Below are 23,425 nucleotides of genomic sequence, written 5' to 3'. Positions count from 1 at the left end.
CACCGCACCCATGCGCAGGTTCCTGCGCGCCCGCGACCAGCACTGCCGATTCCCCGGATGCCGCACGCCCACCCACCGCTGCGACATCGACCACACCCACGACCACGCCAGAGGCGGCAAAACCCGCACCGACAACCTCAGCCACCTCTGCCGGCGACACCACACCCTCAAACACCCCGACATCCACGACCGACACCGCTGGACCGCACACCAACAACCAGACGGCACCATCACCTGGACCAGCCCCCTCGGCCGCACCTACACCGACCCACCACCACGACGAGTCATGTTCGTCTGATGGCCTGTCAGTTCACTCAGGCGCCGGCATCAAGCATGCCGCGCAGCCACCCGGACGAGCGGACCTGCAGAGCGCCCTCAGCAACGACGCGCTCCTGCAGCTCGCGGTCGCTCGTCACGGCGATCACTGTCTGGCCGAGAGCTGCGCGACGCGCGACCTCCGCGACGATCGCGTCGTCACCCGCAGCGGCGGCCTCGACCACGGACACGACTCCAGAGGGAAGCAGCTCACCGACATCAGGCGATGACGATGCGGACGTCGCCCCCGGCGAAGGCAACGGCACGGACTCCCGAGCCGAGGCCGGTACCTCGATGCCGCGTGCCTGGCCCTCGACCACGAGCGCGATCTCGGGGAACCACTCGGTTCCGCCGATCTCGAGGTCAGCGGCCGGAACCGACAGGCCGTCGAGACGCACAGCGAGGCGAGTGGTGGCGCTGGCGCGGTCCTTCCACCAGCCGTCCGGCACTGAGCCGACCACATTCGCCGCGTCGACGACCAGCGCCGGATGCACCGACAACAGCGTCCTCAGCTCGGGCCATGCCCGTGCGAAACCGGGGTGCAGTGGGCGCGCATCGACCTCGTCGACAGGCACCCATTCCAGGGCGAGGCTCTCGGGATCGCTGATCACCGGCTCGAACGGCACGACGACATCGGCGATCACCGTCGTGTACGACCAGATTCCGAGATCGAGCACACTCGTGAAACGTGGGCGCACCGAGGCATCCGGGACACCTGCTTCCTCCTGCGCTTCGCGGACGGCGCCCACGATCGCGGACTCGCCCTCGTGCATGGCACCGCCGGGCAGACCCCAGGTCCCACCGAAGTGGCTCCACGCCACACGGTGCTGCAGCAGGATGCCCCGCGCCGGATCGACGGCGAGGAGGCCTGCGGCGCCGAAACGGCCCCAGTACTTCTCCCCCGACGGCGCGACGACCCAGGCATCGCCGGGGTTACGCGGTCCGTCGGGGCGGCGAGGCTCACCGGCAGCAGGAGGTACGACAGTCACCCCTCCAGCCTTTCACAGCATCCCGGCATCGGCACCGATCGCAGTCACATGCGGGAACGCAGCGATGACGACGATCGGCGCCGGACGCCTCGGCGGATCAGCGCTGGCGCTTCTCGCGCACCCGCATGTTGACGACGATCGGCGTCCCCTCGAACGAGTACAGCTCGCGCAGGCGACGCTGGATGAACCGGCGGTAGCCCGGGTCGAGGAAGCCGGTCGTGAAGAGAACGAACGTCGGCGGACGCGTCGACGCCTGCGTGCCGAACAGAATGCGCGGCTGCTTGCCTCCACGCAGCGGGTGCGGGTGCTCGGCGACGAGCTCGGCGAGGAAGGCGTTGAACTTGCCCGTGGGGATGCGGCGGTCCCAGCTCTCGAGCGCGGTCTCGAGTGCCGGCACGAGCTTGTCGAGGTGACGACCCGTCTTCGCCGAGATGTTCACGCGCGGGGCCCAGGCGACGTGCGCCAGGTCCTGCTCGATCTCGCGCTCGAGGTAGCGTCGGCGGTCGGCGTTCTCGAGGTCGTCGTCATTGAGACGGTCCCATTTGTTGAACGCCAGCACGAGGGCACGCCCGGACTCGAGCACCAGGTCGATGATGCGCACGTCCTGCTCGCTGATCGTCTCGGAGACGTCGAGCACGACGACGGCGACCTCGGCCTTCTCGAGGGCGGCCGATGTGCGCAGCGAGGCATAGAAGTCGGCGCCCTGCGCCATGTGCACGCGACGACGGATGCCGGCGGTGTCCACCAGCGTCCACAGCTTGCCGCCGAGCTCGACGATCTCGTCGACGGGGTCGCGCGTGGTTCCCGCGAGGTCGTTCACGACGACGCGCTCCTCACCGGCGGCCTTGTTGAGCAGCGACGACTTGCCGACGTTCGGGCGACCGAGAATGGCCACGCGACGCGGGCCGCCGATCTCGGCCTTCGCCACGGCAGAGACCTCGGGGAGCTTCGTCAACACGGCGTCGAGCAGATCTGCGACACCACGGCCATGGATCGCCGACACCGGATACGGCTCACCGAGACCGAGGTTCCACAACGCGGCGGCCTCAGGCTCCTGGCGGCCGTCGTCGATCTTGTTCGCGACGAGGAAGACCGGCTTGCCGCTCTTGCGCAGCAGCTTCACGACGTGCTCATCGGTCGAGGTCGCCCCCACCATGGCGTCGACCACGAACAGCACGACATCGGAGAGATCGATCGCGACCTCGGCCTGGGCGGCGACCGAACGGTCGATGCCCTTCGCGTCGGGCTCCCATCCTCCGGTGTCGACCAGCGTGAAGCGTCGGTCGGTCCACTCGGCCTTGTACGTCACACGGTCACGCGTCACGCCGGGAGTGTCCTCCACGACGGCTTCGCGGCGACCGAGGATGCGGTTGACGAGCGCGGACTTGCCCACGTTCGGTCGCCCGACGATCGCCACCACCGGCAGCGCCGGCATGAACTGGATGCCGTCCTCGCCCATCGTGATACCAGCGAGAAGCGCGGCATCCTCGTCGTCGAGCTCGTAGTCGGCGAGACCCTGGCGCAGCGTCTCCGCGCGGGCCTCGGCGAGCTGCTCGTCGAGCGACTCCATCTTCTCGGCGAGCTGGTCGGGGCCGCCTTCGTATTCGTCGTCAGCCATGCTGTGCTCCTCGGAGTCGTTCGATCACCGTGAGCACGGCGTCGATGGTCTGGGGGAAATCGAGGTCGGTCGAGTCGACCACCTCGACGCCGTCTGCGGCATTCAGGAAATCGACGACGGCGCTGTCAGACGCGTCGCGCTTGTGCAGCGCCGCAGCCACAGCCTCGGCGTTCTCACCCGCGAGCTCTCCGGCTCGTCGGGCTGCGCGCACCTCGGGCGCTGCGGTCAGAAGGATCCGCACGGGGGCATCGGGAGCGACCACCGTGGTGATGTCACGTCCTTCGACGACCACCGCGGGGTATGAAGCCTCGGCGACGAGCGATCGGAACAGGCGGTTGACCTGCTCACGGACCTCGGCGACGCGGGCGACGCCGCTCACCGCACCTGAGACGCGGGGTTCGCGGATCGCCTCCGTCACGTCGACGTCACCGACTCGCACCGTGCGGTCGTCGGGGTCGAGCCCGAGGCTCACCGGGAAGTCGGATGCCGCGGCGAGCACCGCGTCCGCGTCCGCGGTGTCGGCACCGCGGTGGAGCACGTGCCAGGCGAGAGCGCGGTACGCCGACCCGGTGTCGAGGTACCCGAAGCCGAGCGTGCGAGCCACGGCTTTGGAGACGCTGGACTTGCCGGATCCGGCAGGGCCGTCGATCGCGATGAAGTCGGCGCCGGTCGCCACGCGCTGCTGCGCATTCGTCGAAAGATCAGTCATTGCTCGTACCTGCAATCCGCCAGCCGCGTTCCTGAAGTCCTGTGATGGCGCCGTGCAGCGCGGCCGGGTCGACGCTGATCTCGGCCAGGCCGAACTGCGCGCCCGGCGAATGCTCGAGTCGCAGATCCTCGACATTCACACCGAGCTCGCCGAGCTCGCCGAACAGGCGGCCCAGCTGGCCCGCGGTGTCGTCCACCATGACCACGAGCGTCTCGAAGCGCTGATTCTGACCGTGCTTGCCGGGCAGACGCTCGACGCCGTCGTTGCCCTGGCGGATGGTCTCCGCCACGACGCGACGCGATCCCGGCGCATCGGGTGCTCGAAGCGCATCCGACACCTGGCGCAGATCGTCTGCCAGCGCATCCAGGATCTCGACGACGGGCCGTGCGTTCGCTCCGAGGATCTGCACCCACAGTTCGGGGGCGGATGCGGCGATGCGCGTCGTGTCGCGCACGCCCTGCCCGGCCAGCCGCAGAGCGCCCTCGTCGGCGCCGGCGAGACGGCCGGCCAACAGACTCGCGACGACCTGGGGCACGTGCGAAGTCAGGGCGACCGAGCGATCGTGCTCTTCCGGAGTCATCTCGACCGGTGTGGCCCCCACATCGAGGGCGAGCGACTCGACGAGGGCGAGATCCGCGGCCTTCGTATCGTGATCGCGGCACACGACCCACGGGCGACCGATGAAGAGGTCGGCGCGCGCCGAGATCGCTCCCCCGCGCTCACGCCCTGCCAGCGGGTGCGAGCCGATGTAGCGCGTCAGATCGACGCCGCGCCTCTGCAACTCGCGGAACGGCTCGAGCTTCACACTCGCCACGTCGGTCACGACAGCATCCGGGTGTCGCTCGAGCTCGGCCTGGATGACGTCGGCGGTCACGTCCGGAGGAACGGCGACGACCACGAGCGCAGGGGCATCGTCGTCGACAGCTGCCCGTCCCGCACCGTAGTCGATGGCGAGGCGGAGCTGCGCCGGCGACGTGTCGGAGAGAACGACGTCGATTCCCTTGGCCCGCAGGGCATGGCCGATGCTCGCGCCCAGGAGGCCCGCTCCGACGATGCGGACGGTCCCCGACAGGCGAGTCGCGACGCGAGGCGCGACGGAGCCCGAGGGCTGCACCCGTGCGGGCGCACTCGTCGTATCGGTCACTCGTTCTCCTGCTGCTCGCCTGGCGCCTCGGCGACACCGGAATCACGGCGCGCGAGAGTCAACAGCGCACCGAGTTCGATTTTACTCAGTTCACGGGTCCGGCCCGCAGGGAGCGTTCCCAGGTGCAGGGGTCCGAACTGGCGCCGCACGAGTTCCGTCACGGGGTGCCCCACTGCCGCGAGCATGCGGCGCACGATGCGGTTGCGTCCCGAGTGGAGGGTCAGCTCCACGAGACTCGACCCACGCGAGGTGTCGAGCAGACGAGCCTTGTCCGCGGCGATCGGGCCGTCCTCGAGCTCGATGCCCTTCGTGAGCTTCGCGATGGTCTGAGCGGTCACCGCGCCCTCGACCTTGGCGATGTAGACCTTCGTGACCCCGAACGAGGGGTGCGCCAATACGTGGGCGAGCGCGCCGTCGTTGGTCAGGATCAGCAGCCCGCTCGTCTCGGCATCCAGCCGGCCGACGTTGTACAGACGCTCCTCGTAGTCCTCGGTGAAGCGCCTCAGATCGGGCCGGCCGCTCTCGTCGCGCATACTGCTCACGACGCCGGTGGGCTTGTTGAGCATCACATAGCGCTTCGAGACGTCGAGCTGCACGGCGGTGCCGTCGATATCGACGAGGTCGTTCTCGGGGTCGATACGCCGACCGAGCTCGGTCACGGTCTCGCCGTTGACGCGGATACGCCCCTCGACGATGTACTGCTCGACGACGCGGCGAGACGCCACGCCCGCTGCGGCGAGAACCTTCTGCAGGCGGACGCCCTCGGGCTGTGCCGCGTCGGCGGATACGGGAGAGGTCATCGGATGGTCCCTTCGTCGAACAGAACCTTCTGCAGGCGGACGCCCTCGGGCTGTGCCGCGTCAGCAGATACGGGAGAGGTCATCGGATGGTCCCTTCGTCGAAACCGTCTGCCCCGTCGTCGAGCAGAGGTGAGATCGGTGGCAGCTCATCGAGCGAGTTGATGCCGAGGTGCTGGAGCAGCGCGTCGGTGGTGCCGTAGTTGATCGCGCCCGTCTCCGCGTCGGCGAAGAGCTCGGTGATGAGCCCTCGAGCGAGCAGAGTGCGAACCACCGAATCGACGTTCACCGCGCGGATCGATGCGACCTGGCTGCGAGTCACGGGCTGCTTGTAGGCGATCACGGCGAGCGTCTCGAGTGCCGCCTGCGACAGACGGGCGGGGGCCTGCCCGCCGATGAACTCGGCGACGAGGTCGTCGTGATCATCCCGCACATAGAGCCGCCACCCACCGCCCACCTCGCGCAGCTCGAACCCACGACGCGGGCCGTGACCGCGTCCGTCGTAGTCGTCGACGAGAGTCTCGAGCGCCTGTCGCACGGCCGCCACCGGCGACCCCACGGCGGCGGCGAGGGCGACCAGCCCGATCGGCTCGTCGATGATCAGCAGGATCGCCTCGATCCGCTCTGCGAGCGGCGACTCGGCAAGCGGAGATTCTGCGAGCGGTGTCGTCATGTCATCGGTCATAGTCAGCCCCCAGGCTTGCGAGTGTCTCATCCGACCAGGACTCGGCCGACCAGCGGAGGGTGAGCTCGCCGAGTGGCTCGAGCTGCTCGAACGAGAGCGCGGCGTGTCGGTACAGCTCGAGCACCGAGATGAAGCGGGCGACCACGATCCCCGGCTCCTGCACCCCGGCCACGAGCTCGCGGAAGTTCACCGACTCGGCGCTGCGGAGAAGGGTGACGACGATCGCCGCCTGCTCGCGGATGCTGACGAGCGGCGCGTGCAGGTGATCGAGCCCGACGTGCGGGATCTCCTTCGGAGCGAACGCGAGCAGCGCCAGCGCCCCGAAGTCATCGACGCTGAGCGTCCAGACCAGTTCAGGGGTCTTCGTGCGGTGCTTCTCATCGAGCCGCACCGCGCGGACGTGCCGCCGGCCCTCTCGATGCAGACACCGGGAGAACCACACCGAGACGTCCTTGAAGGCGCGGTACTGCAGCAGACGGGCGAACAGCAGATCGCGGGCCTCGAGCAGCGCGACCGCCTCGGCATCCACCAGCTCTCCCTGCGGCAGCAACCCGGCCACCTTCATGTCGAGCAGCGTCGCGGCGACGACGAGGAACTCCGATGCCTGGTCGAGCTCTTCGTCGTCGTCGAGCTCCTTCAGATAGGCGATGAACTCGTTCGTGACCGCGCTGAGGGAGACCTCGGTGATGTCCATCTCGTGCTTCGAGATGAGGTTCAGCAGCAGATCGAAGGGGCCGTCGAAGTTCGACAGGGAGACACGGAAGCCCGAGTCCTCGGGCGCGGGATCGACGGCATCCGTCGTGTCGACAGAGCTCTCGTCAGGCGACGGCGCCACGGGCGACCAGCTCCCGCGCAAGCCGCAGATAGGCCTGCGCGGCGGCGTGTTCGGGAGCGAACTCGGTGATGGGCACACCCGACACCGACGCGTCGGGGAACTTCACGGTGCGGCCGATCACGGTCTCGAGGACGTCGTCTCCGAATGCCTCGACCACACGTTCGAGGACCTCGCGCGAGTGCAGGGTGCGCGGGTCGTACATGGTCGCGAGCAGGCCGTCCATGGTGATCGACGGGTTCAGGCGATCACGGACCTTGTCGATGGTCTCGATCAGCAGCGCGACGCCGCGCAGCGCGAAGAACTCGCACTCGAGCGGGATGATCACACCGTGGGCCGCGGTGAGCGCGTTCACGGTGAGCAGTCCGAGCGACGGCTGGCAGTCGATGAGGATGACGTCGTACTCCCCCGCGACCTGGCGGAGCACTCGGGCGAGGATCGTCTCGCGTGCGACCTCGTTGACGAGGTGCACCTCGGCCGCGGACAGGTCGATGTTGGCGGGCATGACGTCGAGGCCCTCGACGTTCGATCGCACGATCGCGTCGTGGGCATCGCGCTTGGTGTCGAGAAGCAGGTCGTAGATCGTCGGCACGTCGTGCGTCTGGATACCGAGACCGGCCGACAGCGCACCCTGCGGATCGAAGTCGACGGCGAGCACCTTGCGACCGTACTCGGCGAGCGACGCCGCGAGGTTGATCGAGGTGGTCGTCTTTCCGACCCCACCCTTCTGATTGCACAGGGCGATGATGCGCGCAGGGCCGTGCGAGGTCAGTGGTGCAGGGGTCGGGAACCCGTGATAGGGACGACCGGTCGGTCCGAGGGGCGTCTCGTCAGCCTTCTGTGACTTCGCCCTGGACTTCGCCGCTTTCTCAACCACCGATTCTCCTGCTCCTTCGTGCTTGATCGATTCTAGCGGCAGGGCTCCGTGCTGCGCCCTCGGCGCGCGGCGTGGCCACTCAGGTGAAGGCCCGAGCGGTCACGCCCCGCGCAGAGCGGCGACCGGTTCGACGCGCGCGGCGCGGCGCGCCGGGTACCAGCCGGACCCCCAGCCGACGACCGCACCGAGAACCGCGCCTGCGAGCGCGATCAGCGGATCAGTGACCGGCGTCCACCCCTGCACCACGGCGACCGCGATCACCGCGAACACCCCGAGCGCAGAGCCGATGAGTCCGCCGATGAAGCCGATCACTATCGACTCGACCATGAACTGGGCCCCGATCTGCCGGCGCGTCGCGCCGAGCGCACGACGCAGACCGATCTCGCCGATCCGTTCCATCACCGAGAGCAGCGTGACGTTCGCGATGCCCAGACCACCGGCCAGCAGGGCGATGACGCCGAGGATCAGGAACACCACATTCACGTCCGACTGCACGCTCTGGCTCAGGTCGGAGGCTCCCGACGGCGCCTTGGCCTCGAGGCTCTCGGGGTCATCGGGTTGCAGAGCGACGACCGCCTGCTTCGCCACCTGGGGGCCGGCTCCCACGGCGATCCGGATGTCGAGCTCTGAGGGCGCGAGCAGCCCGAAGTCGGCTCGTGCGGATCCGGTCGGGATGATCACGGCATCCTGCAGTTCGCTGCGACGCTCCATCCCGTCCACGATGCCGATCACCGCATAGGCGACTCCGCCGATGAAGACCGACGGCTGGGAGTCGACCCGGTTGATGCCCATGCGTTCGGCCGCCCGCTTGCCGAGCACGGCGACCCTGTCGGCGCGCGAGTCGTGCCCGGAGTCGAAGAATCGACCGGTCACGAGGCCACCCTCTGCGGTGTCGAGCAGATCGGGCGACGCCGAGAACAGTCGAGGCGATGCGACTGCCGCAGCCGAGGGGTCGTTCACCGGCACCGCCGTGATCGTCTCCCCCTCGGTGAGCTCGACCTCGCCGAGCAGCGTCGCGCTCTCGACTCCCGCGAGGGAGGTCACACGATCGGGCGAGTCCCACGGCAGCCGCCCCGCGGCGACACTCTGGTTCTGGGAACCCGACTGCGCCTTCGCGGCGGTCACCACGACCCGCGTCGCCGCCGCCCCGTCGAACTGGCTCGCGATCTGCGCGGCCGCCGTCTGCGCGAAGCCGATCGTCGCCACGAGCGAGGCGATGCCGAGCACTGTGCCGAGGATCGTCATGACCAGCCGTGCCGGCCGCGAGCCGATGTCCGACGTCGCCTCCGCGACGAGGTCCTGGAACGTGAACCGGTCAGCGTGCGCGATCGCCGGCACGAGCGGCGTGCCCGCGGCATCGCTCGTCGAGACCTGAGCGTCGTCGCGGTCCGTGCGGCGCGTACGACGGAACCGGCCGATCACAGCTCGCTCAATCGACCGTCGGAGATGCGGATGCACCGCCGGGCGCGACGCGCGACGCCGTCATCGTGGGTGATGACGATGAGGGTGAGTCCGTCTTCGTTCAGCTCCTCGAACAGCGACATGACCTCGCCCGAGGTGCGCTGATCGAGGTTTCCGGTCGGCTCGTCCGCCAGCAGCAACCGGGGTCCGCTCACCACGGCACGTGCGACCGCGACCCGCTGTCGTTCACCGCCCGAGAGCGAGTTCGGGAAGAAGTCGATCCGGTGCCCGAGGCCCACCCGCGTCAGGGCTTCGCGTGCGCGCTCTTCGCGCTCGCGCCGCGGGACACCGCTGTACAGCATCGGCAGCAGCACGTTGTCGAGCACGGTGCGTCGCGGCAGCAGATGGAACGACTGGAACACGAATCCGATGAATCGCGCGCGAACAGCGGCGCGCTCGTCGTCCGAGAGATCGCCCGTGAGCGAGCCCGACAGGCGGTACTCGCCCACGCTCGGACGATCGAGGAGCCCGAGGATGTTGAGCATCGTCGACTTGCCCGAGCCACTGGGGCCGACGATCGAGATGTAATCGCCCGGCGCCACCGCGAGGGTGGCCGCCTTGAGCGCCTGGACCTCAGGCGGCCCCGGGAACGATCGCGTCACGTCGCGCAGTTCGACGAGCGGCACGACAGGATCGACGTCGGACGCGGCGGGCAGGATCGACGTCTGCGCGTCGGTCACTTGCCCACCACCACGAGATCGCCTTCGTCGAGTTCGCCCTCGACGGGAGTGACCTCCACCGCGCCCTTGGCGGCGAGCCCGGTCTCGACGACGACCAGTCGCGTCTTCGCATCCGCACCCTCGCGGGGGTCCGACTCGACGACCTCGATGCGCGATTCACCTCCGGGGCCGGCGGTGAGCGCAGCGAGCGGCACCGAGAGAACGTCGCCCTCAGTCGCGCCTACCGCGATACGCACCCGCACGTTGCTCCCCTGCAACTGAGAGATCTGCTCCGCGGTCAGAGGGTCCGGCTCGAAGAGAACCTCCCAGCGTGCCTTGGCATCCTTCCCCGGCTTCAGCTCTGAGACGACCGCGCGGTGCTCGGTGCCGTCGGGGAGCTCGAAGACTCCCTCAGCACCGACCTCGAGCAGTCGCGCGTCGGCTTCGGCTGCCGCGCCCGTGAGGCGCACCGTCGCTCCGGATACCGTCATGACGGCGCCCGAGATGGCGCTGCCGCGCTTCACGTTCACCGCATCGACGCGTCGCGGCAGCTCCGTGAGGAACAGCACCTCACTCGAGGGCAAGTACGGAAGGACGCTCTCGCGCGCACTCGCGAGCGATTCCTCGGCCGCCCCGACCTGCTGACGCGCAGCATCGAGAGCTGCTCTCTCCGCTCCGGTGTCCTTCCCCGCCCACAGCTGGTCGCGCTCGAGGCGAGCCGTCTGCAGATCCCATTCCGCCTGCTGGACGTTCGTCCCCTCGGCGCCGTTCTTCGCGTCCGCGAGCGCCTGCTCCGCCTGAGCCACGCGGACATCGGCCTGCCAGGTCTCGAGGCTCGAAGGACCGGCTCCCGCAGCAGCGAGCGCCTGCTCCGCCTGCGCGACCCCGCTCTGAGCAGCGCGGACGCCCTCCTCCGCGGCGCGAACGGTGTCCTCCGCCCCCTCCTCGGGGGACGGCAGGGGGTATCCCGCCTGGGCGTACAGCTGCCCGACCGCGTTCGCCGTCGTCTGGTCGAACAGGTTCGACGACACATCCCCGGCATCGATGCCGATGCTCACGAGCGCCTGCTTCAACTGGATGACGTCGGGGCCGGAGACTCCGACCCGCAGCGTCCGGTAGGCCGGAAGCTCGCCCGGCAGCACGATCACGGGTCGACCTTCGACCTCGAGCGCGATCGACAGCGGGTTGAGCGTGGCTCCGACCTCCGGCACAGATCCGGTCACGACGCTGCCGCCGCCCGTGGTGTCGATCGTCACCTCGACGGCATCCGCGTATCCGACGTCGGCGCGGAGGGTCACATCGTTGCTGAGCGCCCCGAACTCGACGGGTACGGTGACGAGACCGGGATCCGGCGTCTCGCTCGCATCGGCCGGGGAGATCAGGAAGCGACCGACCAGCAGTCCGGCGACCAGGCTGACCACAGCGCAGGCCGCCACGATCCACAGCGTCCGGTTGCCGCGGAGGATCCGTCGCCACCCGCTCACGCGGGACGTGTCGACGTCGTCGGTCTGTGCCCCCTCTTCCGGCGCGAGGTCGGGGGTCTGCTCGGGAAGGAGCTCGGCGGGAAGTTCAGTCGTCGGTGTCTCGTCGTCCTTCATGTCAGCTGTTCTGCTCGGCGGCTGCCTTGAACGCCTCGAGGTCCGCCTTGTTCTCGGCGATGAACTTCTCCTCGATCGCGAACTGGATCTCGAGCGCCTGCTTCATGTACGACGTCTTCTCCTTGCACTCCAGGTCGACGAGGGCCAGCTCGATCTCGCGCTCGCCGAGCTCCTTCATCTCCGGCGACTCGGACGGGTCCACGAAATCGGGCGACTCGACGTCGACCTCCGTCGTGCCGTCACCGTATGCGGCGTCGAAGAGAGCGCTCTGCTCGTCGGAGATCGACTGCTGCGCATCGAGCTGCGCGGTGAATCCGGGCTCGCCGGCATCATCCATGCACGCGGCCCACTCGGCGTTCAGGTCTTTCAGCTCCGGCGATTCCTGCGCCTCGGTGAACACGGCGTTCATCTTGTCGCGCAGGTCTGCGAACTCGTCGGACTGCCACGGGTCCTCGCCCTCGAGCTCGTGCTGAGCCCATCCCTGGCACCCCGCGTCCTCCCAGTTGTACTCGTAGCTCCCGTCCTCGGCGAGCTCCTCCTCCTCGGGCGGCACGCCGTAGGCGGTCTCGTAGTACGCGGTCTGCTCCGACTCAGAGAGGGACTCGACGTACTCCGAGTTCGGGTCAACGTACTCCTCCGACCCGCCCTCCTGCATGACCTCGTTGTACGGGTTGTTCACGATCCCGTATCCGTACTTCGCGACCCAGTCCTTCTTCTCCGGCTCCCACTCGACCTCATCGTCGGAGAAGACCATGCCACCGTTCTGCGTGTTCGGCGTGTACTCGAAGCCCTCTTCGGCCATGCACTCCGCCATCAGCTCCTCGGTCTTCAGCTGCCGTTCCTCGAACTGCTTCTGCTGCTCCTCGGGCGAGAGGTCTCCGCCGTACGCGGCGGAGAGGTACTCGTTCAGCGGCGAGTCCTCGTAGGTGAGCTCGCCGTCGGTCGCGCCGGAGCACCCGGCGAGAGTGAACACCAGAGCGGTTGCAGCGAGCGCGGCAAGAGGACCGGTGGTACGCATGTCTTACTCCATTCATCGCCGACGCACAGAGATCGGCGGTCCCGAGTAACACTAGGGGGAGAGCATCGATCGCCGCGTCCCCCAAATGGCGGACGAAGATACCTCCGAAGGATGACGTCGCGGGGTCTCGGATGCCGCTATCGCGCCCGCGGATGCGAGGTCGCGTAGACGTCCCGGAGAGTGTCGACGGACACGTGCGTGTAGATCTGGGTGGTCGCGACGGAGGCATGACCGAGCAGCTCCTGCACCACACGCACATCCGCACCGCCCTGGAGCAGATGGGTCGCGAAGGAGTGCCGGAGAGTGTGCGGAGACACCTCGGCCGTGATCTGCGCGCGCTCGGCGGCCGCGCGGATCACGAGCCACGCGCTCTGCCGTGACAGCGGTGCGCCCCGCGCACCGAGGAACAACCGCGCCGAGGCACGCCCGGACGCCGCGAGCTGGGGGCGCACCCGCGTCAGATACGCGTCGACCGCACTGCGGGCGTAAGAGCCCACCGGGACGATCCGCTCCTTCGAACCCTTGCCGCGCAGTCGCAGGACGTCACCGTGAGCCAGATCGTCGACGTCGAGCCCCACGGCTTCGGAGACCCGGGCCCCCGTCGCGTAGAGCAGCTCGAGCAGCGCGCGATCGCGGATGCCGAGGGGCTCCTCGGCAGACGGGGCGTTCAGCAGGCGCTCGACCTGATCGATCGTCAGGGCCTTCGGCAGGCGGCGCGGTGCCTTGGGGGGACGCAGGCGTCCGCTCGGGTCATCGGCCTCGACTCCCTCGCGTGCCAGGAACCTGTGCCAGCCGCGAACCGAGGATTGCAGCCGCGCGAGGCTCGTCGCCGCCGGGGCCGGATCACCGCCCGACCTCTCGGCGATGAAGTCACCGACCACGGCCGGAGTGATCTCCCCGGTGTCGGTGACCCCCGATGCATGCAGCCAGTCGAGGTACCCGCCGAGATCGCGCCGGTACGCCGCGATGGTGTGCTCGCTGAGCCCGCGCTCGATCGTGACGTGGCGCAGGTAGGTGTCCAGCGCACGATCGAGCTGCACGTCAGCTCCGGTCGCGCAGTCGCTGCGCGGTCGCCAGCACCCCGATCGTCAGGATGCCGTTGCGCATGCGTCCGTCGAGCACCGCGTCGACGGCCTCGCCGAGCGGGACCCACTCGACGCGGATGTCGGCCTCTTCGTCTTCGCGCTCATGGGCGGCCGGAGCCGACGAGATGCCGGTCGCGAGAAAGAGGTGGATCACCTCGTCGTTCCCGCCCGGGGTGGTCCACGACGAGACGAGCGGTTCCCAGCGCTCGGCGACCAGGTCGGCCTCCTCCGCGAGTTCGCGCTTCGCCGCCTTGAGGGGCTCCTCCCCCGCGACGTCGAGCAGGCCGGCGGGCAACTCCCAATCGCGATGACGGATCGGATGCCGGTACTGCTGGATCAACAGCACCCTGTCCTGTTCGTCGAGAGCGAGGATCGCCACCGCTCCGGTGTGCTCCACGTACTGCCGACGGATCTCGCCCTCGCCGTAGCGGACGAGGTCGTCGCGCACGTTCCACACCGCACCCTGGTAGGCGAGGTCGCTCCGGAGCACCTCCGGAACGAAGGGCTCGTCGCGCAGATTCTCGATCGACTCAGGCATCGGCAGCGTCGACATCGAACAGTTCGCTCGACCGGTGACGCGCGATCGCCGCGCCCACCAGTCCGCGGAACAGCGGGTGCGGGTCGGTCGGACGCGAGCGGAGCTCGGGGTGCGCCTGGGTGGCGATGTAGTACGGGTGCACATCGCGGGGCAGCTCCACGAACTCGACCAGGTCGAGGTCGGGGTTCAGGCCCGAGAACACCAGTCCGGCGTCGGCCAGACGCGTGCGGTACGCGTTGTTGACCTCGTAGCGGTGGCGGTGGCGCTCGGATGCCTCGGGCGCGCCGTACAGCTCACGCGCCAGCGAACCCTCGGCGAGAGCCGCCTGATAGAGGCCGAGGCGCATGGTGCCGCCCAGGTCTCCCCCGTCGAGGATCTCGATCTGCTCGGCCATGGTCGCGATCACGGGGGCTGCGGTCTCGGGGTCGAACTCGCTCGACGAGGCGCCCTCGATCCCGGCGACATCCCGGGCGTACTCGATGACCATGCACTGCAGGCCCAGGCAGAGACCCAGGGTCGGGATCCCCTGCTCACGGGCGAACTTCAGCGCGCCGAGCTTGCCCTCGATGCCGCGGATGCCGAAGCCTCCGGGAACGCAGATCCCGTCGAGCGCGCCCAGCTGCTCCTTCGCGCCCTCGGGCGTCTCGCACAGGTCGGACGGGATCCAGCGGATGTTGACCTTGGTCTCCTGCGCGAAGCCACCCGCCTTGAGCGCTTCGGTCACCGAGAGGTACGCGTCGGGCAGGTCGATGTACTTTCCGACCAGGCCGATCGTCACCTCGTGCTTGGGGTTGTGCACCGCGTGCAGGACCTTGCTCCAGCGCGACCAGTCGACATCGGCGGCGGCCTTCCGATCGAGACCCAGGCGGCGGACGATGTACGAGTCGAGGCCCTGATCGTTGAGCGTCGACGGGATGTCGTAGATGCTCGGCAGGTCGACCGTGTTGATGACGCCCTCGGCGTCGACGTCGCACATGAGCGCGATCTTGTTGCGGTTGCTCTCGCTGACCGGGCGGTCGCTGCGGAGCACGAGTGCATCGGGCTGGATGCCGACCTGGCGGAGGGCGGCGACCGAGTGCTGGGTGGGCTTGGTCTTCTGCTCACCGGATGCGCCCATGAAGGGCACGAGGGAGACATGCACGAAGAACACACTGTCGCGGCCGAGCTCATGGCGCAGCTGACGCGCGGACTCCAGGAACGGCTGCGATTCGATGTCGCCGACGGTGCCGCCGACCTCGGTGATGATGACATCGGGACGCGGGTCCTCGGTCGCCTGCAGACGCATGCGGCGCTTGATCTCGTCGGTGATGTGCGGGATCACCTGCACCGTGTCGCCGAGGTACTCGCCGCGGCGTTCGCGGGCGATGACCTGCGAGTAGATCTGGCCGGTCGTGACGTTCGCAGCCTGCGACAGGTTGATGTCGAGGAAGCGCTCGTAGTGGCCGATGTCGAGATCGGTCTCTGCACCGTCGTCCGTGACGAACACCTCACCGTGCTGGAAGGGGTTCATGGTGCCGGGATCGACGTTCAGATACGGGTCGAGCTTCTGCATCACGACGCGGAGTCCGCGGGCGGTGAGGAGGTTACCGAGGCTCGCGGCGGTGAGCCCCTTGCCCAAAGACGAAACGACACCACCAGTCACGAAGATGTGCTTGGTCGTGTCGTTCTTGGGCCCCGCAGAAGAAGAGTTCATCACGGGCTTCGATCCTATCAGGCGGTGGAGGTGCCGAGGCTGAGAAGTTCTCGGGCATGGGTGAGTGCGGCGTCGGAATCGGTCAGACCGGAGAGCAGTCGCGCCATCTCGGCTTCGCGTTCGGTCCCCTCGAGACGGCGCACACTCGAGGCGGTGACTGCGCCGTCGTGGGACTTGACGACCGAGAGGTGGTTGCCGGCGAACGCCGCCACCTGAGCGAGATGCGTCACGGCGATGACCTGCGACGTCTCTGCGAGTCGGGCGAGTCGTCGCCCGACCTCGATCGCGGCGGCGCCGCCGATGCCGGCGTCGACCTCGTCGAACACGAAGGTGGGCACGGGGTCCGTCCCGGCGATGACGACCTCGATCGCGAGCATCACCCGGGAGAGCTCTCCCCCGGATGCCCCCTTGGCCACCGAGCGCGGCTCGGCACCGGGATGCGGTGCGAGGAGGATAGAGACGTCGTCGCGACCGTGGGTGGTCTCGGCGCCCGGCGCCACCGCGACCTCGAGGCGGGCATCCGGCATGGCGAGGGCGTGGAGCTCGTCGCTCACGGCAGCGCCGAGCCTGGCGGCGGCCGAGGTTCGCGCGGCTGTCAGATTCTCCGCCTTCAGATCGAGGTCCGCGCGGGCTGCATCGCGCTCGGCCTGCAGTCGCTCGAGTCGTTCCCCGTCGTCATCGAGCTCGGCGAGTCGGGCGGAGCCGCTCTGCCAGAGTTCCAGAGCTTCCTCGAGCGATCCGTGCGCGCGGATCAGCACACCGAGCGCAGCGCGGCGCTCCTCGACGGCTGCGAGCTCATGCGGGCCGGTCTCATCGAGGTCGGCGAGGTACGCGGACAGCTGTCCTGCGAGGTCGGTGACGCGGTAGCCGATATCGGCGAGAGCCTCTGCGATGTCGGTGAGCGTGGCGTCCGAGGCACGCTCGAGCACGCGCCGGGCCTCGGCCAGCAGCGCCGTGACGTCGGGCTCCCCCTCTTCGTTCGAGAGAGCACCGTGCGCCTGCGAGGCAGCTAACCGAAGCTCCTCGGCATTCGCGAGACGTTCGGCTCGGGCGCCGAGCTCGGCATCCTCTCCCGGCTCGGGAGCAGTGGCCTCGATGAGCGCGAGCGCGTCGCGCAGACGGCCGGCCTCTTCGGCCCTGCGGTCGCGGTTCTCGGTGATGTCGGTGATCTCGGCGTCGAGGTCACGCCACGTGCCGTACGCCCGCGTGTAGGCCTCGAGTGCGGTCGCGATCGGAGCGCCTCCGAATCGGTCGAGCGCGTCGCGCTGCGCGGACGCGGACTTCAGCCGCAGCTGCTCCGACTGTCCGTGCACGACGACGAGTTCCTCCGCGAGCGCCGAGAGCACCCCCGCAGGCGCTGCCCGTCCGCCCACGCTGGCCCTGCTGCGCCCTTCGGCGTTGAGCGTGCGCGAGACGTAGAGTTCTGCGAGCCCCGCACCGGCCGGTTCCAGCTCTCCGCCGGCATCCGTCACGATGTCGGCGACGTCGCCGGACTCCGGTACGACCCATACGCCGGCCACCGAGGCCTGCGACGACCCCGCACGCACGGCGCCGGAGTCGGCGCGCTGGCCCAACAGCAGGCCGAGCCCGGTGACGACCATGGTCTTTCCCGCGCCGGTCTCGCCAGTGATCGCGGTGAAACCTGCTCCGAGGGGCAGAACGGCATCGGCGATGACGCCGAGCCCCTGCATCCGCATCTCCTCGATCATGCCGTCACCCCCTGCCCTCGCCAGCCGGCGACCGGCAGCTGGAACTTGCGCACCAGGCGGTCGGTGAACTCGGTCGGATGCAGGCGCGCGAGCCGCACGGGCCGGGACGACCGCCTCACCACCACGCGCGCTCCGGGCGGCAGGTCGTGAGAGCGCCGGCCATCGCACCACAGGATGCCGGAACCCGACGTGCCCTCGAGCATCTCGATCGCCACCGCCGCATCCGGGCTGACGACGAGAGGCTTCGCGAAAAGCGCATGCGCCGACAGTGGGACGACCGCGATGGCCTCGACACTCGGCCAGATGACGGGCCCGCCCGCCGAGAAGTTGTAGGCGGTCGACCCGGTCGGGGTCGACACCACCATGCCGTCGCAGCCGAAGCTCGACAGCGGGCGCCCGTCGATCTCGAGCACGACCTCGATCATGCGCTCACGGCTGGCCTTCTCGACCGTGGCCTCGTTCAGCGCGAAGGTCTCGTACACGACGGCCCCGTCGACGTCCTTGACACGGATCGAGAGGGCCAGCCGTTCCTCGACCTCGTAGTCGCGGGCGATCACCCGTCGAACCGCATCGTCCATGTCATCGCGGTCGATCTCGGCCAGGAATCCCACATGCCCCATGTTGATCCCGAGAACGGGCGCGGCACAGCCGCGGACGAGCTCCGCGGCACGCAGGATCGTGCCGTCGCCGCCGAGGACGATGGCGAGTTCGAGGTCTTCCTGCTGCACGGTCTCGCCGAGCACGTCGACGTCGGCGAAGTGCTGGTCGACTGCGCAGAGATCGGCGCTGTCGTCCGCGGCGAGCACCGGACGCGCACCCGCTCCGCGCAGAGCGTCGGTCACCCACCGCGCGGCGGCCACCGTATCAGCGCGGCCCGCATGGGCGACGACCAGGATGTTGCGCTCGTTCATCGTCCCCCTGTCACTGCGTTGATGCGGTCCGACCATTCTGACGGATCGCTGCCCCGGCCCGGCGCGAGGTGTACCAGGTACTCCGCGTTGCCGTGCGTCCCGAGGATCGGAGAGGGCAGGATGCCGAGCATTCCGAGGCCCACATCCCACGCGCTCCAGACGGTGCGCGCCACCGCGTCCGATCGCGTCGCGGGGTCGGTCACGAGCCCGCCGCGAACTGCCGTGCGTCCGACCTCGAACTGTGGTTTGACGAGCAGGACGATGTCAGCTCCTGCCGGAGCCACCGCCGCGACGGCCGGGAGCACGAGTTCGAGCGAGATGAAGGAGAGATCGCCCACCACGAGGTCGGGCGGCGCGGCTTCGCCCGTCGCCGCTGCGAGGTTCTCGGGGGTCATGTACCGGACGTTGTAGCCCTCGACGCTCACGACACCGGGGTCGTCGGCGACGGAGGCGGCGAGCTGATCGTGCCCCACGTCGACCGCCAGGACTCGGCGGGCGCCGCGCTCGCGCAGCACCTGGGTGAAGCCGCCGGTCGACGCACCCATGTCGAGGGCGAGCCGCCCGTCGACCACGATGCCGAACGCGTCGAGTGCGGCGATGAGCTTATGCGCCGCACGTCCGACGTAGTGGTCGGCGCCGGCGACCGTGATCTCCGACGACTCTGCGACTGATGTCGACGGCTTCACGACGGGGCGGCCATCGACGCTCACGACGCCGTCAGCGATGAGGGAGGCCGCGTGCGTGCGCGAGCGAGCGAGTCCTCGAGCGGCGAGGGCGGCGTCGAGTCGCGTCATCGGGCGCCCGGCGCGTCGCGCTGGTCGATCCTGGCGCCGCTGTCGAGCCTGCGCGACAACTCGTCGTGCAATCCGGAGTACGCGTCTGCGCGGGCGGCGAGCGGCTGCCCCTCGATCAGGCGCAGGCGACTCCACAGACCATCGGTCGGTGCGTTCGTCGTCTCTTCGCTCACGCTTCTACTGTACGCGGCGGCGACGACACGTCGGCGAAGCCACGTCGGCGTTCAGGGCCGGATCTCAGGGGCAGATCTCAGGGGCAGATCTCAGGGGCGATGGAACGGGTCGTCATAGAGTCGCTCCGGCACGCGCAGCACGAACACCGGCGTGCCCGAGGCCCAGATCGCGGCCGCGCCGGCGCGCAGCAGATCGATCTGCGAGTCGCCCTCGGCGATGATCTCGACGTCGGCGCCGACGACACGTACCGATGCCCCGTTGACCGAGTGGACGCCGTCCTTCACCGTCGTCTCCGGATACTGCTGGTGCAGCTCCCGGAGATCGCTGAGGATGTAGGTCGGGCGCGATCCCTCGGGAGCAGCGAGAACGTGCTTCGGTCGATCGATTCCCGTGAGCACCAGAGCCGAGTCGATGCCCGCGCGTACGGCGCCGAGGATGTCGGTGTCCAGACGGTCGCCGATGAACAGCGGCTTCGTCGCAGCGAACCGCTCGGTCGCCTCTTCGAAGATCGGCACCTCGGGCTTGCCGGCGACGGTCGCGAGGCGGCCGATGGCGGTGTGCACAGCGGACACGAGGGTGCCGTTTCCCGGTGCGACCCCGCGCTCACGCGGGATCGTCCAATCGGTGTTCGTGGCGATCCAGGGGATGCCCCCCTCGTCCTCGGGCACCTTCAGAGCGAAGGCGGCCTCGGCGAGATCGGTCCACGCCACCTCGGGGGCGAAGCCCTGTACCACGGCGTCGGGAGCATCCTCGGCGCTGCGTGTGACGGTGTATCCGGCCTTCTCCGCCTCGTCCACCAGGCCGGCTCCGCCGACGATCAGCAACGTCGCCGGCGGAGGAACGATCCCCGCCAGCAGGCGCATCGCTGCCTGAGGACTGGTGATCACGTCAGCCGGAGCGACGTCGAGACCGAGACTCGTGAGATGCTCGGCCACCGATGCATCGGTGCGCGACGCATTGTTCGTGATGTAGCCGAGGCGTGCGGATGTCGCTGCCTCGTTCAGACTCTCGACCGCATGGGGAAGAGCGCCGGGGCCGGCGTACACGACGCCGTCGAGATCGGCCAGCACCGCGTCGACGCCGTCCAGCGGGGTCCGCGAGGTGACCGGCTTCTTCGAGAACAGCCCCACTACGCCTCCTCGGACGTGCCGGAGGCAGCAGGCTTCTCTCCGGCGTCATCCCGCTCGTCGTCAGAAGCGCCGATGTCCTCGCCGAGAAGCTCGCGTACCTCGTCGTCGATCGACGGCTCGGGCTGCGGGTCAGTCTCGTTGTCGGTTTCGGCGTCGGACTCAGGAGCGGCGTCGGCCTCCGCGAGGTCGACGATCTCGTCATTCTCGAAGTCGCCCTCGATCAGGCCGTCTTCGATGAGGATCTCCTCGTCGCCGGCCTCGTCGACTCCCAGTGCCTCTGCGGCGACGTCGGCACGGTGCGCCCAGAACTCGGCTTCCTCGGTGCGCCCGAGGTCCTCGAGAACCGCTGCGCGCGCAGAGAACAGCATGGGGCTCCACTCGAAGGCACGATCAGGGTCGAGCTCGGGGATCTCGAGCTCACCGAGCGCGAGATCGAGGTCGCCCTGATCGAGGCGAGCACCGGACATCGCTATGGCCAGCGAGACGCGGACGGGTGTGGTGAGCGCGGCCCGGTCGACCGCACGCCCGGTCTCGAGAGCACGGTCCGGACGACCGATGCCACGCTCGCTGTCGACCATCAGTGCGATCTGATCGTCCTTGCCGGAGATGCGACGGTAGGTGCGCAGCTCACGGAGCGCCAGCGCGAAGTCCTCTGTGGCGTACGCGGTGATACCGAGCGTCTCGCGCACGATCGCGATGCGACCGGCACGACGGGATGCCGCGAGTGCGTGCTCGTGAGCGAGTGCGGGGTCCTCGTCGATCAGTCGTGATGCCATGGCAAGGTGACGAGCGACGAGATCGGCGTTCTCCTTGCTCAGGGTCTTGAGCTCGTTACGAGCTGAGGTGTGAAGATCGCGCGCGGTGACATCGTCCGGGATATGCGGGTCGTTGAAGCGCGGGCGGTCTCCCGAGGCCTGCACCGGACGCTCACGACCTGCTCCCCCACGCTGCGGGTACGAGCGCGAAGAGTCACGATCCTCGCGAGGCGCGCGGTCATCGCGGTTGTACCCACCGGAGCGGGGAGCACCGCCATCACGGTTGTCACGGTTGTACCCGCCCGAACGGGGAGCGCCACCGTCGCGGGTGTCACGGTTGTACCCGCCAGAGCGAGGTGCACCACCGTCACGGTTGTCACGGTTGTAGCCGCCAGAGCGAGGTGCGCCACTGTCGCGGTTGTCACGGTTGTAGCCGCCGGAACGAGGTGCACCACCGTCACGGTTGTAGCCACCGGAGCGAGGTGCACTGCCGTCACGGTTGTCACGGTTGTACCCGCCCGAACGAGGAGCGCCACCGTCACGGCTGTCACGGTTGTAGCCGCCAGAGCGAGGTGCGCCACTGTCGCGGTTGTCACGGTTGTAGCCACCGGAACGAGGTGCACCACCGTCACGGTTGTAGCCACCGGAGCGAGGTGCACTGCCGTCGCGGTTGTCACGGTTGTAGCCGCCCGAACGAGGAGCACCACCGTCGCGGTTGTCACGGTTGTACCCGCCCGAACGAGGAGCACCACCGTCGCGGTTGTCACGGTTGTACCCGCCCGAACGAGGAGCACCACCGTCGCGGTTGTCACGGTTGTACCCGCCCGAACGAGGAGCACCACCGTCGCGGCTGTCACGGTTGTACCCGCCCGAACGAGGAGCACCACCGTCGCGGCTGTCACGGTTGTAGCCGCCCGAACGAGGAGCACCACCGTCGCGGCTGTCACGGTTGTAGCCGCCCGAACGAGGAGCGCCAGCGTCGCGGCTGTCACGGTTGTACCCACCCGAACGAGGGGCGCCACCGTCGCGGTTGTCGCGGTTGTACCCACCAGAACGGGGTGCGCCACCATCACGGCTGTAACCACCGGAGCGAGGTGCCGCGCCGTCGCGGCTGTCACGGTTGTACCCACCGGAGCGGGGTGCGCCACCGTCACGGCTGTCACGGTTGTACCCACCAGAACGAGGAGCACCACCATCACGGTTATCGCGGTTATAGCCACCCGAACGAGGTGCGCCACCATCCCGGTTGTCGCGGTTGTAACCGCCTGAACGGGGGGCACCATCGCGGTTGTCTCGGTTGTAACCGCCATCGCGACGGGGGCCACCGTTGTCGCGGTTACCCTCGGAGCGTCCGCCGGAAGGTCGGTGACCGCGCGATCCATTGTCGTCGTTGCGACGCGGACGGCGCTCTTCCTCATCCGGCATGATGCTCCCTATTGTTGTTGCTGTAAACGCAAAATGGCCACCCAACGATGGGTGGCCATTTGCTTAAAAGAAGTCCGGCGGTGTCCTACTCTCCCACAGGGTCCCCCCTGCAGTACCATCGGCGCTGTGAGGCTTAGCTTCCGGGTTCGGAATGTAACCGGGCGTTTCCCTCACGCTATGGCCGCCGAAACACTATTGATGTTTCAATCAAACACATAACAAAGTCATTGTCATGCGGTTCTCGACCGTACATCGAGAACCACTCAGTGGACGCGTAGCACCAACAAACGGTGTGTTATCAAGTCATCGGCTTATTAGTACCAGTCAGCTGCATGCATTGCTGCACTTCCACATCTGGCCTATCAACCCAGTAGTCTGGCTGGGAGCCTCTCACCCGAAGGTATGGAAATCTCATCTTGAGGCCGGCTTCCCGCTTAGATGCTTTCAGCGGTTATCCATCCCGAACGTAGCTAATCAGCGGTGCTCCTGGCGGAACAACTGACACACCA

General features: G+C 68.5%; 23 protein-coding genes and 2 rRNA genes. 2 read left to right on the top strand and 23 right to left on the bottom strand.

The window, feature by feature from the left end:
• The coding region (locus tag IXW21_RS17905; protein WP_194765586.1) for an HNH endonuclease signature motif containing protein at positions 1–298 on the top strand (298 nt) is incomplete at its 5' end.
• Positions 299–314: 16 nt separating this feature from the next.
• Here IXW21_RS17905 and IXW21_RS17900 read toward each other — a convergent pair.
• From IXW21_RS17900 to IXW21_RS17800, 21 genes are all read right to left on the bottom strand, one after another.
• A complete protein-coding gene (locus IXW21_RS17900) occupies positions 315–1,304 on the bottom strand; it encodes an NUDIX domain-containing protein (protein WP_194765585.1) in 990 nt (329 codons plus the stop codon).
• A 97-nt stretch (positions 1,305–1,401) separates the two neighbouring features.
• On the bottom strand, positions 1,402–2,922 hold the full coding sequence (gene der, locus IXW21_RS17895; RefSeq protein WP_194765584.1) for a ribosome biogenesis GTPase Der: 1,521 nt from the start codon (positions 2,920–2,922) through the stop codon (positions 1,402–1,404).
• On the bottom strand, positions 2,915–3,631 hold the full coding sequence (gene cmk / locus IXW21_RS17890) for a (d)CMP kinase (RefSeq protein ID WP_194765583.1): 717 nt from the start codon (positions 3,629–3,631) through the stop codon (positions 2,915–2,917). The genes der and cmk overlap by 8 nt, the downstream gene beginning before the upstream one ends.
• The gene (locus IXW21_RS17885; protein ID WP_194765582.1) at positions 3,624–4,775 is read right to left on the bottom strand and encodes a prephenate dehydrogenase; all 1,152 of its coding nucleotides are present in this window, start codon (positions 4,773–4,775) and stop codon (positions 3,624–3,626) included. Before IXW21_RS17885 ends, cmk begins: the two co-directional genes overlap by 8 nt.
• The gene (locus tag IXW21_RS17880; RefSeq protein ID WP_194765581.1) at positions 4,772–5,575 is read right to left on the bottom strand and encodes a pseudouridine synthase; all 804 of its coding nucleotides are present in this window, start codon (positions 5,573–5,575) and stop codon (positions 4,772–4,774) included. Before IXW21_RS17880 ends, IXW21_RS17885 begins: the two co-directional genes overlap by 4 nt.
• 79 nt (positions 5,576–5,654) lie before the next feature.
• Positions 5,655–6,257: an SMC-Scp complex subunit ScpB gene (gene scpB / locus IXW21_RS17875; RefSeq protein WP_194765580.1), complete on the bottom strand. Its 603-nt coding sequence runs from the start codon at positions 6,255–6,257 to the stop codon at positions 5,655–5,657.
• The gene (locus IXW21_RS17870) at positions 6,247–7,092 is read right to left on the bottom strand and encodes a segregation and condensation protein A (RefSeq protein WP_194765579.1); all 846 of its coding nucleotides are present in this window, start codon (positions 7,090–7,092) and stop codon (positions 6,247–6,249) included. The genes scpB and IXW21_RS17870 overlap by 11 nt, the downstream gene beginning before the upstream one ends.
• Complete coding sequence (locus IXW21_RS17865) at positions 7,076–7,966, bottom strand: ParA family protein (protein ID WP_194765578.1); 891 nt, start codon at positions 7,964–7,966, stop codon at positions 7,076–7,078. Before IXW21_RS17865 ends, IXW21_RS17870 begins: the two co-directional genes overlap by 17 nt.
• A gap of 99 nt (positions 7,967–8,065) precedes the next feature.
• The gene (locus tag IXW21_RS17860) at positions 8,066–9,304 is read right to left on the bottom strand and encodes an ABC transporter permease (protein ID WP_323742314.1); all 1,239 of its coding nucleotides are present in this window, start codon (positions 9,302–9,304) and stop codon (positions 8,066–8,068) included.
• A gap of 80 nt (positions 9,305–9,384) precedes the next feature.
• Entirely contained in the window at positions 9,385–10,107 is a 723-nt protein-coding gene (locus IXW21_RS17855) for an ABC transporter ATP-binding protein (protein WP_323742313.1), read from the bottom strand.
• A complete protein-coding gene (locus IXW21_RS17850) occupies positions 10,104–11,684 on the bottom strand; it encodes a hypothetical protein (protein WP_194765576.1) in 1,581 nt (526 codons plus the stop codon). Before IXW21_RS17850 ends, IXW21_RS17855 begins: the two co-directional genes overlap by 4 nt.
• A gap of 1 nt (position 11,685) precedes the next feature.
• On the bottom strand, positions 11,686–12,702 hold the full coding sequence (locus IXW21_RS17845) for a hypothetical protein (RefSeq protein WP_194765575.1): 1,017 nt from the start codon (positions 12,700–12,702) through the stop codon (positions 11,686–11,688).
• Between the two features lie 137 nt (positions 12,703–12,839).
• Entirely contained in the window at positions 12,840–13,742 is a 903-nt protein-coding gene (xerD, locus tag IXW21_RS17840; protein ID WP_194765574.1) for a site-specific tyrosine recombinase XerD, read from the bottom strand.
• Position 13,743: 1 nt separating this feature from the next.
• Positions 13,744–14,325, bottom strand: coding sequence for an NUDIX domain-containing protein (locus IXW21_RS17835; RefSeq protein ID WP_194765573.1), 582 nt, complete (start codon positions 14,323–14,325; stop codon positions 13,744–13,746).
• Entirely contained in the window at positions 14,318–16,018 is a 1,701-nt protein-coding gene (locus IXW21_RS17830) for a CTP synthase (RefSeq protein ID WP_194765572.1), read from the bottom strand. Before IXW21_RS17830 ends, IXW21_RS17835 begins: the two co-directional genes overlap by 8 nt.
• A gap of 17 nt (positions 16,019–16,035) precedes the next feature.
• On the bottom strand, positions 16,036–17,727 hold the full coding sequence (recN, locus tag IXW21_RS17825; protein ID WP_194765571.1) for a DNA repair protein RecN: 1,692 nt from the start codon (positions 17,725–17,727) through the stop codon (positions 16,036–16,038).
• On the bottom strand, positions 17,724–18,638 hold the full coding sequence (locus IXW21_RS17820; protein ID WP_194765570.1) for an NAD kinase: 915 nt from the start codon (positions 18,636–18,638) through the stop codon (positions 17,724–17,726). Before IXW21_RS17820 ends, recN begins: the two co-directional genes overlap by 4 nt.
• Positions 18,635–19,432: a TlyA family RNA methyltransferase gene (locus tag IXW21_RS17815; RefSeq protein WP_194765569.1), complete on the bottom strand. Its 798-nt coding sequence runs from the start codon at positions 19,430–19,432 to the stop codon at positions 18,635–18,637. Before IXW21_RS17815 ends, IXW21_RS17820 begins: the two co-directional genes overlap by 4 nt.
• The gene (locus tag IXW21_RS17810; RefSeq protein ID WP_194765568.1) at positions 19,429–19,605 is read right to left on the bottom strand and encodes a hypothetical protein; all 177 of its coding nucleotides are present in this window, start codon (positions 19,603–19,605) and stop codon (positions 19,429–19,431) included. The genes IXW21_RS17815 and IXW21_RS17810 overlap by 4 nt, the downstream gene beginning before the upstream one ends.
• A gap of 90 nt (positions 19,606–19,695) precedes the next feature.
• Entirely contained in the window at positions 19,696–20,736 is a 1,041-nt protein-coding gene (locus tag IXW21_RS17805; protein ID WP_194765567.1) for an HAD-IIA family hydrolase, read from the bottom strand.
• Entirely contained in the window at positions 20,736–21,512 is a 777-nt protein-coding gene (locus IXW21_RS17800) for a hypothetical protein (RefSeq protein ID WP_228528744.1), read from the bottom strand. The genes IXW21_RS17805 and IXW21_RS17800 overlap by 1 nt, the downstream gene beginning before the upstream one ends.
• A gap of 69 nt (positions 21,513–21,581) precedes the next feature.
• Here IXW21_RS17800 and IXW21_RS17795 point away from each other — a divergent pair, with 69 nt between their 5' ends.
• Positions 21,582–22,760, top strand: coding sequence for a hypothetical protein (locus IXW21_RS17795; protein WP_194765588.1), 1,179 nt, complete (start codon positions 21,582–21,584; stop codon positions 22,758–22,760).
• Between the two features lie 228 nt (positions 22,761–22,988).
• Here the strand turns inward: IXW21_RS17795 and rrf are convergent.
• A 5S ribosomal RNA gene (rrf, locus tag IXW21_RS17790) occupies positions 22,989–23,105 on the bottom strand.
• A 105-nt stretch (positions 23,106–23,210) separates the two neighbouring features.
• Positions 23,211–23,425, bottom strand: a 23S ribosomal RNA gene (locus tag IXW21_RS17785); the annotation flags it as partial.

It is taken from the genome of Microbacterium sp. UFMG61 (genome assembly GCF_015354505.1).
Lineage (GTDB): Bacteria > Actinomycetota > Actinomycetes > Actinomycetales > Microbacteriaceae > Microbacterium.
The sequence above is the reverse complement of the archived record's forward strand: the minus strand, read 5'-3'. Positions and strand labels throughout refer to the sequence as shown.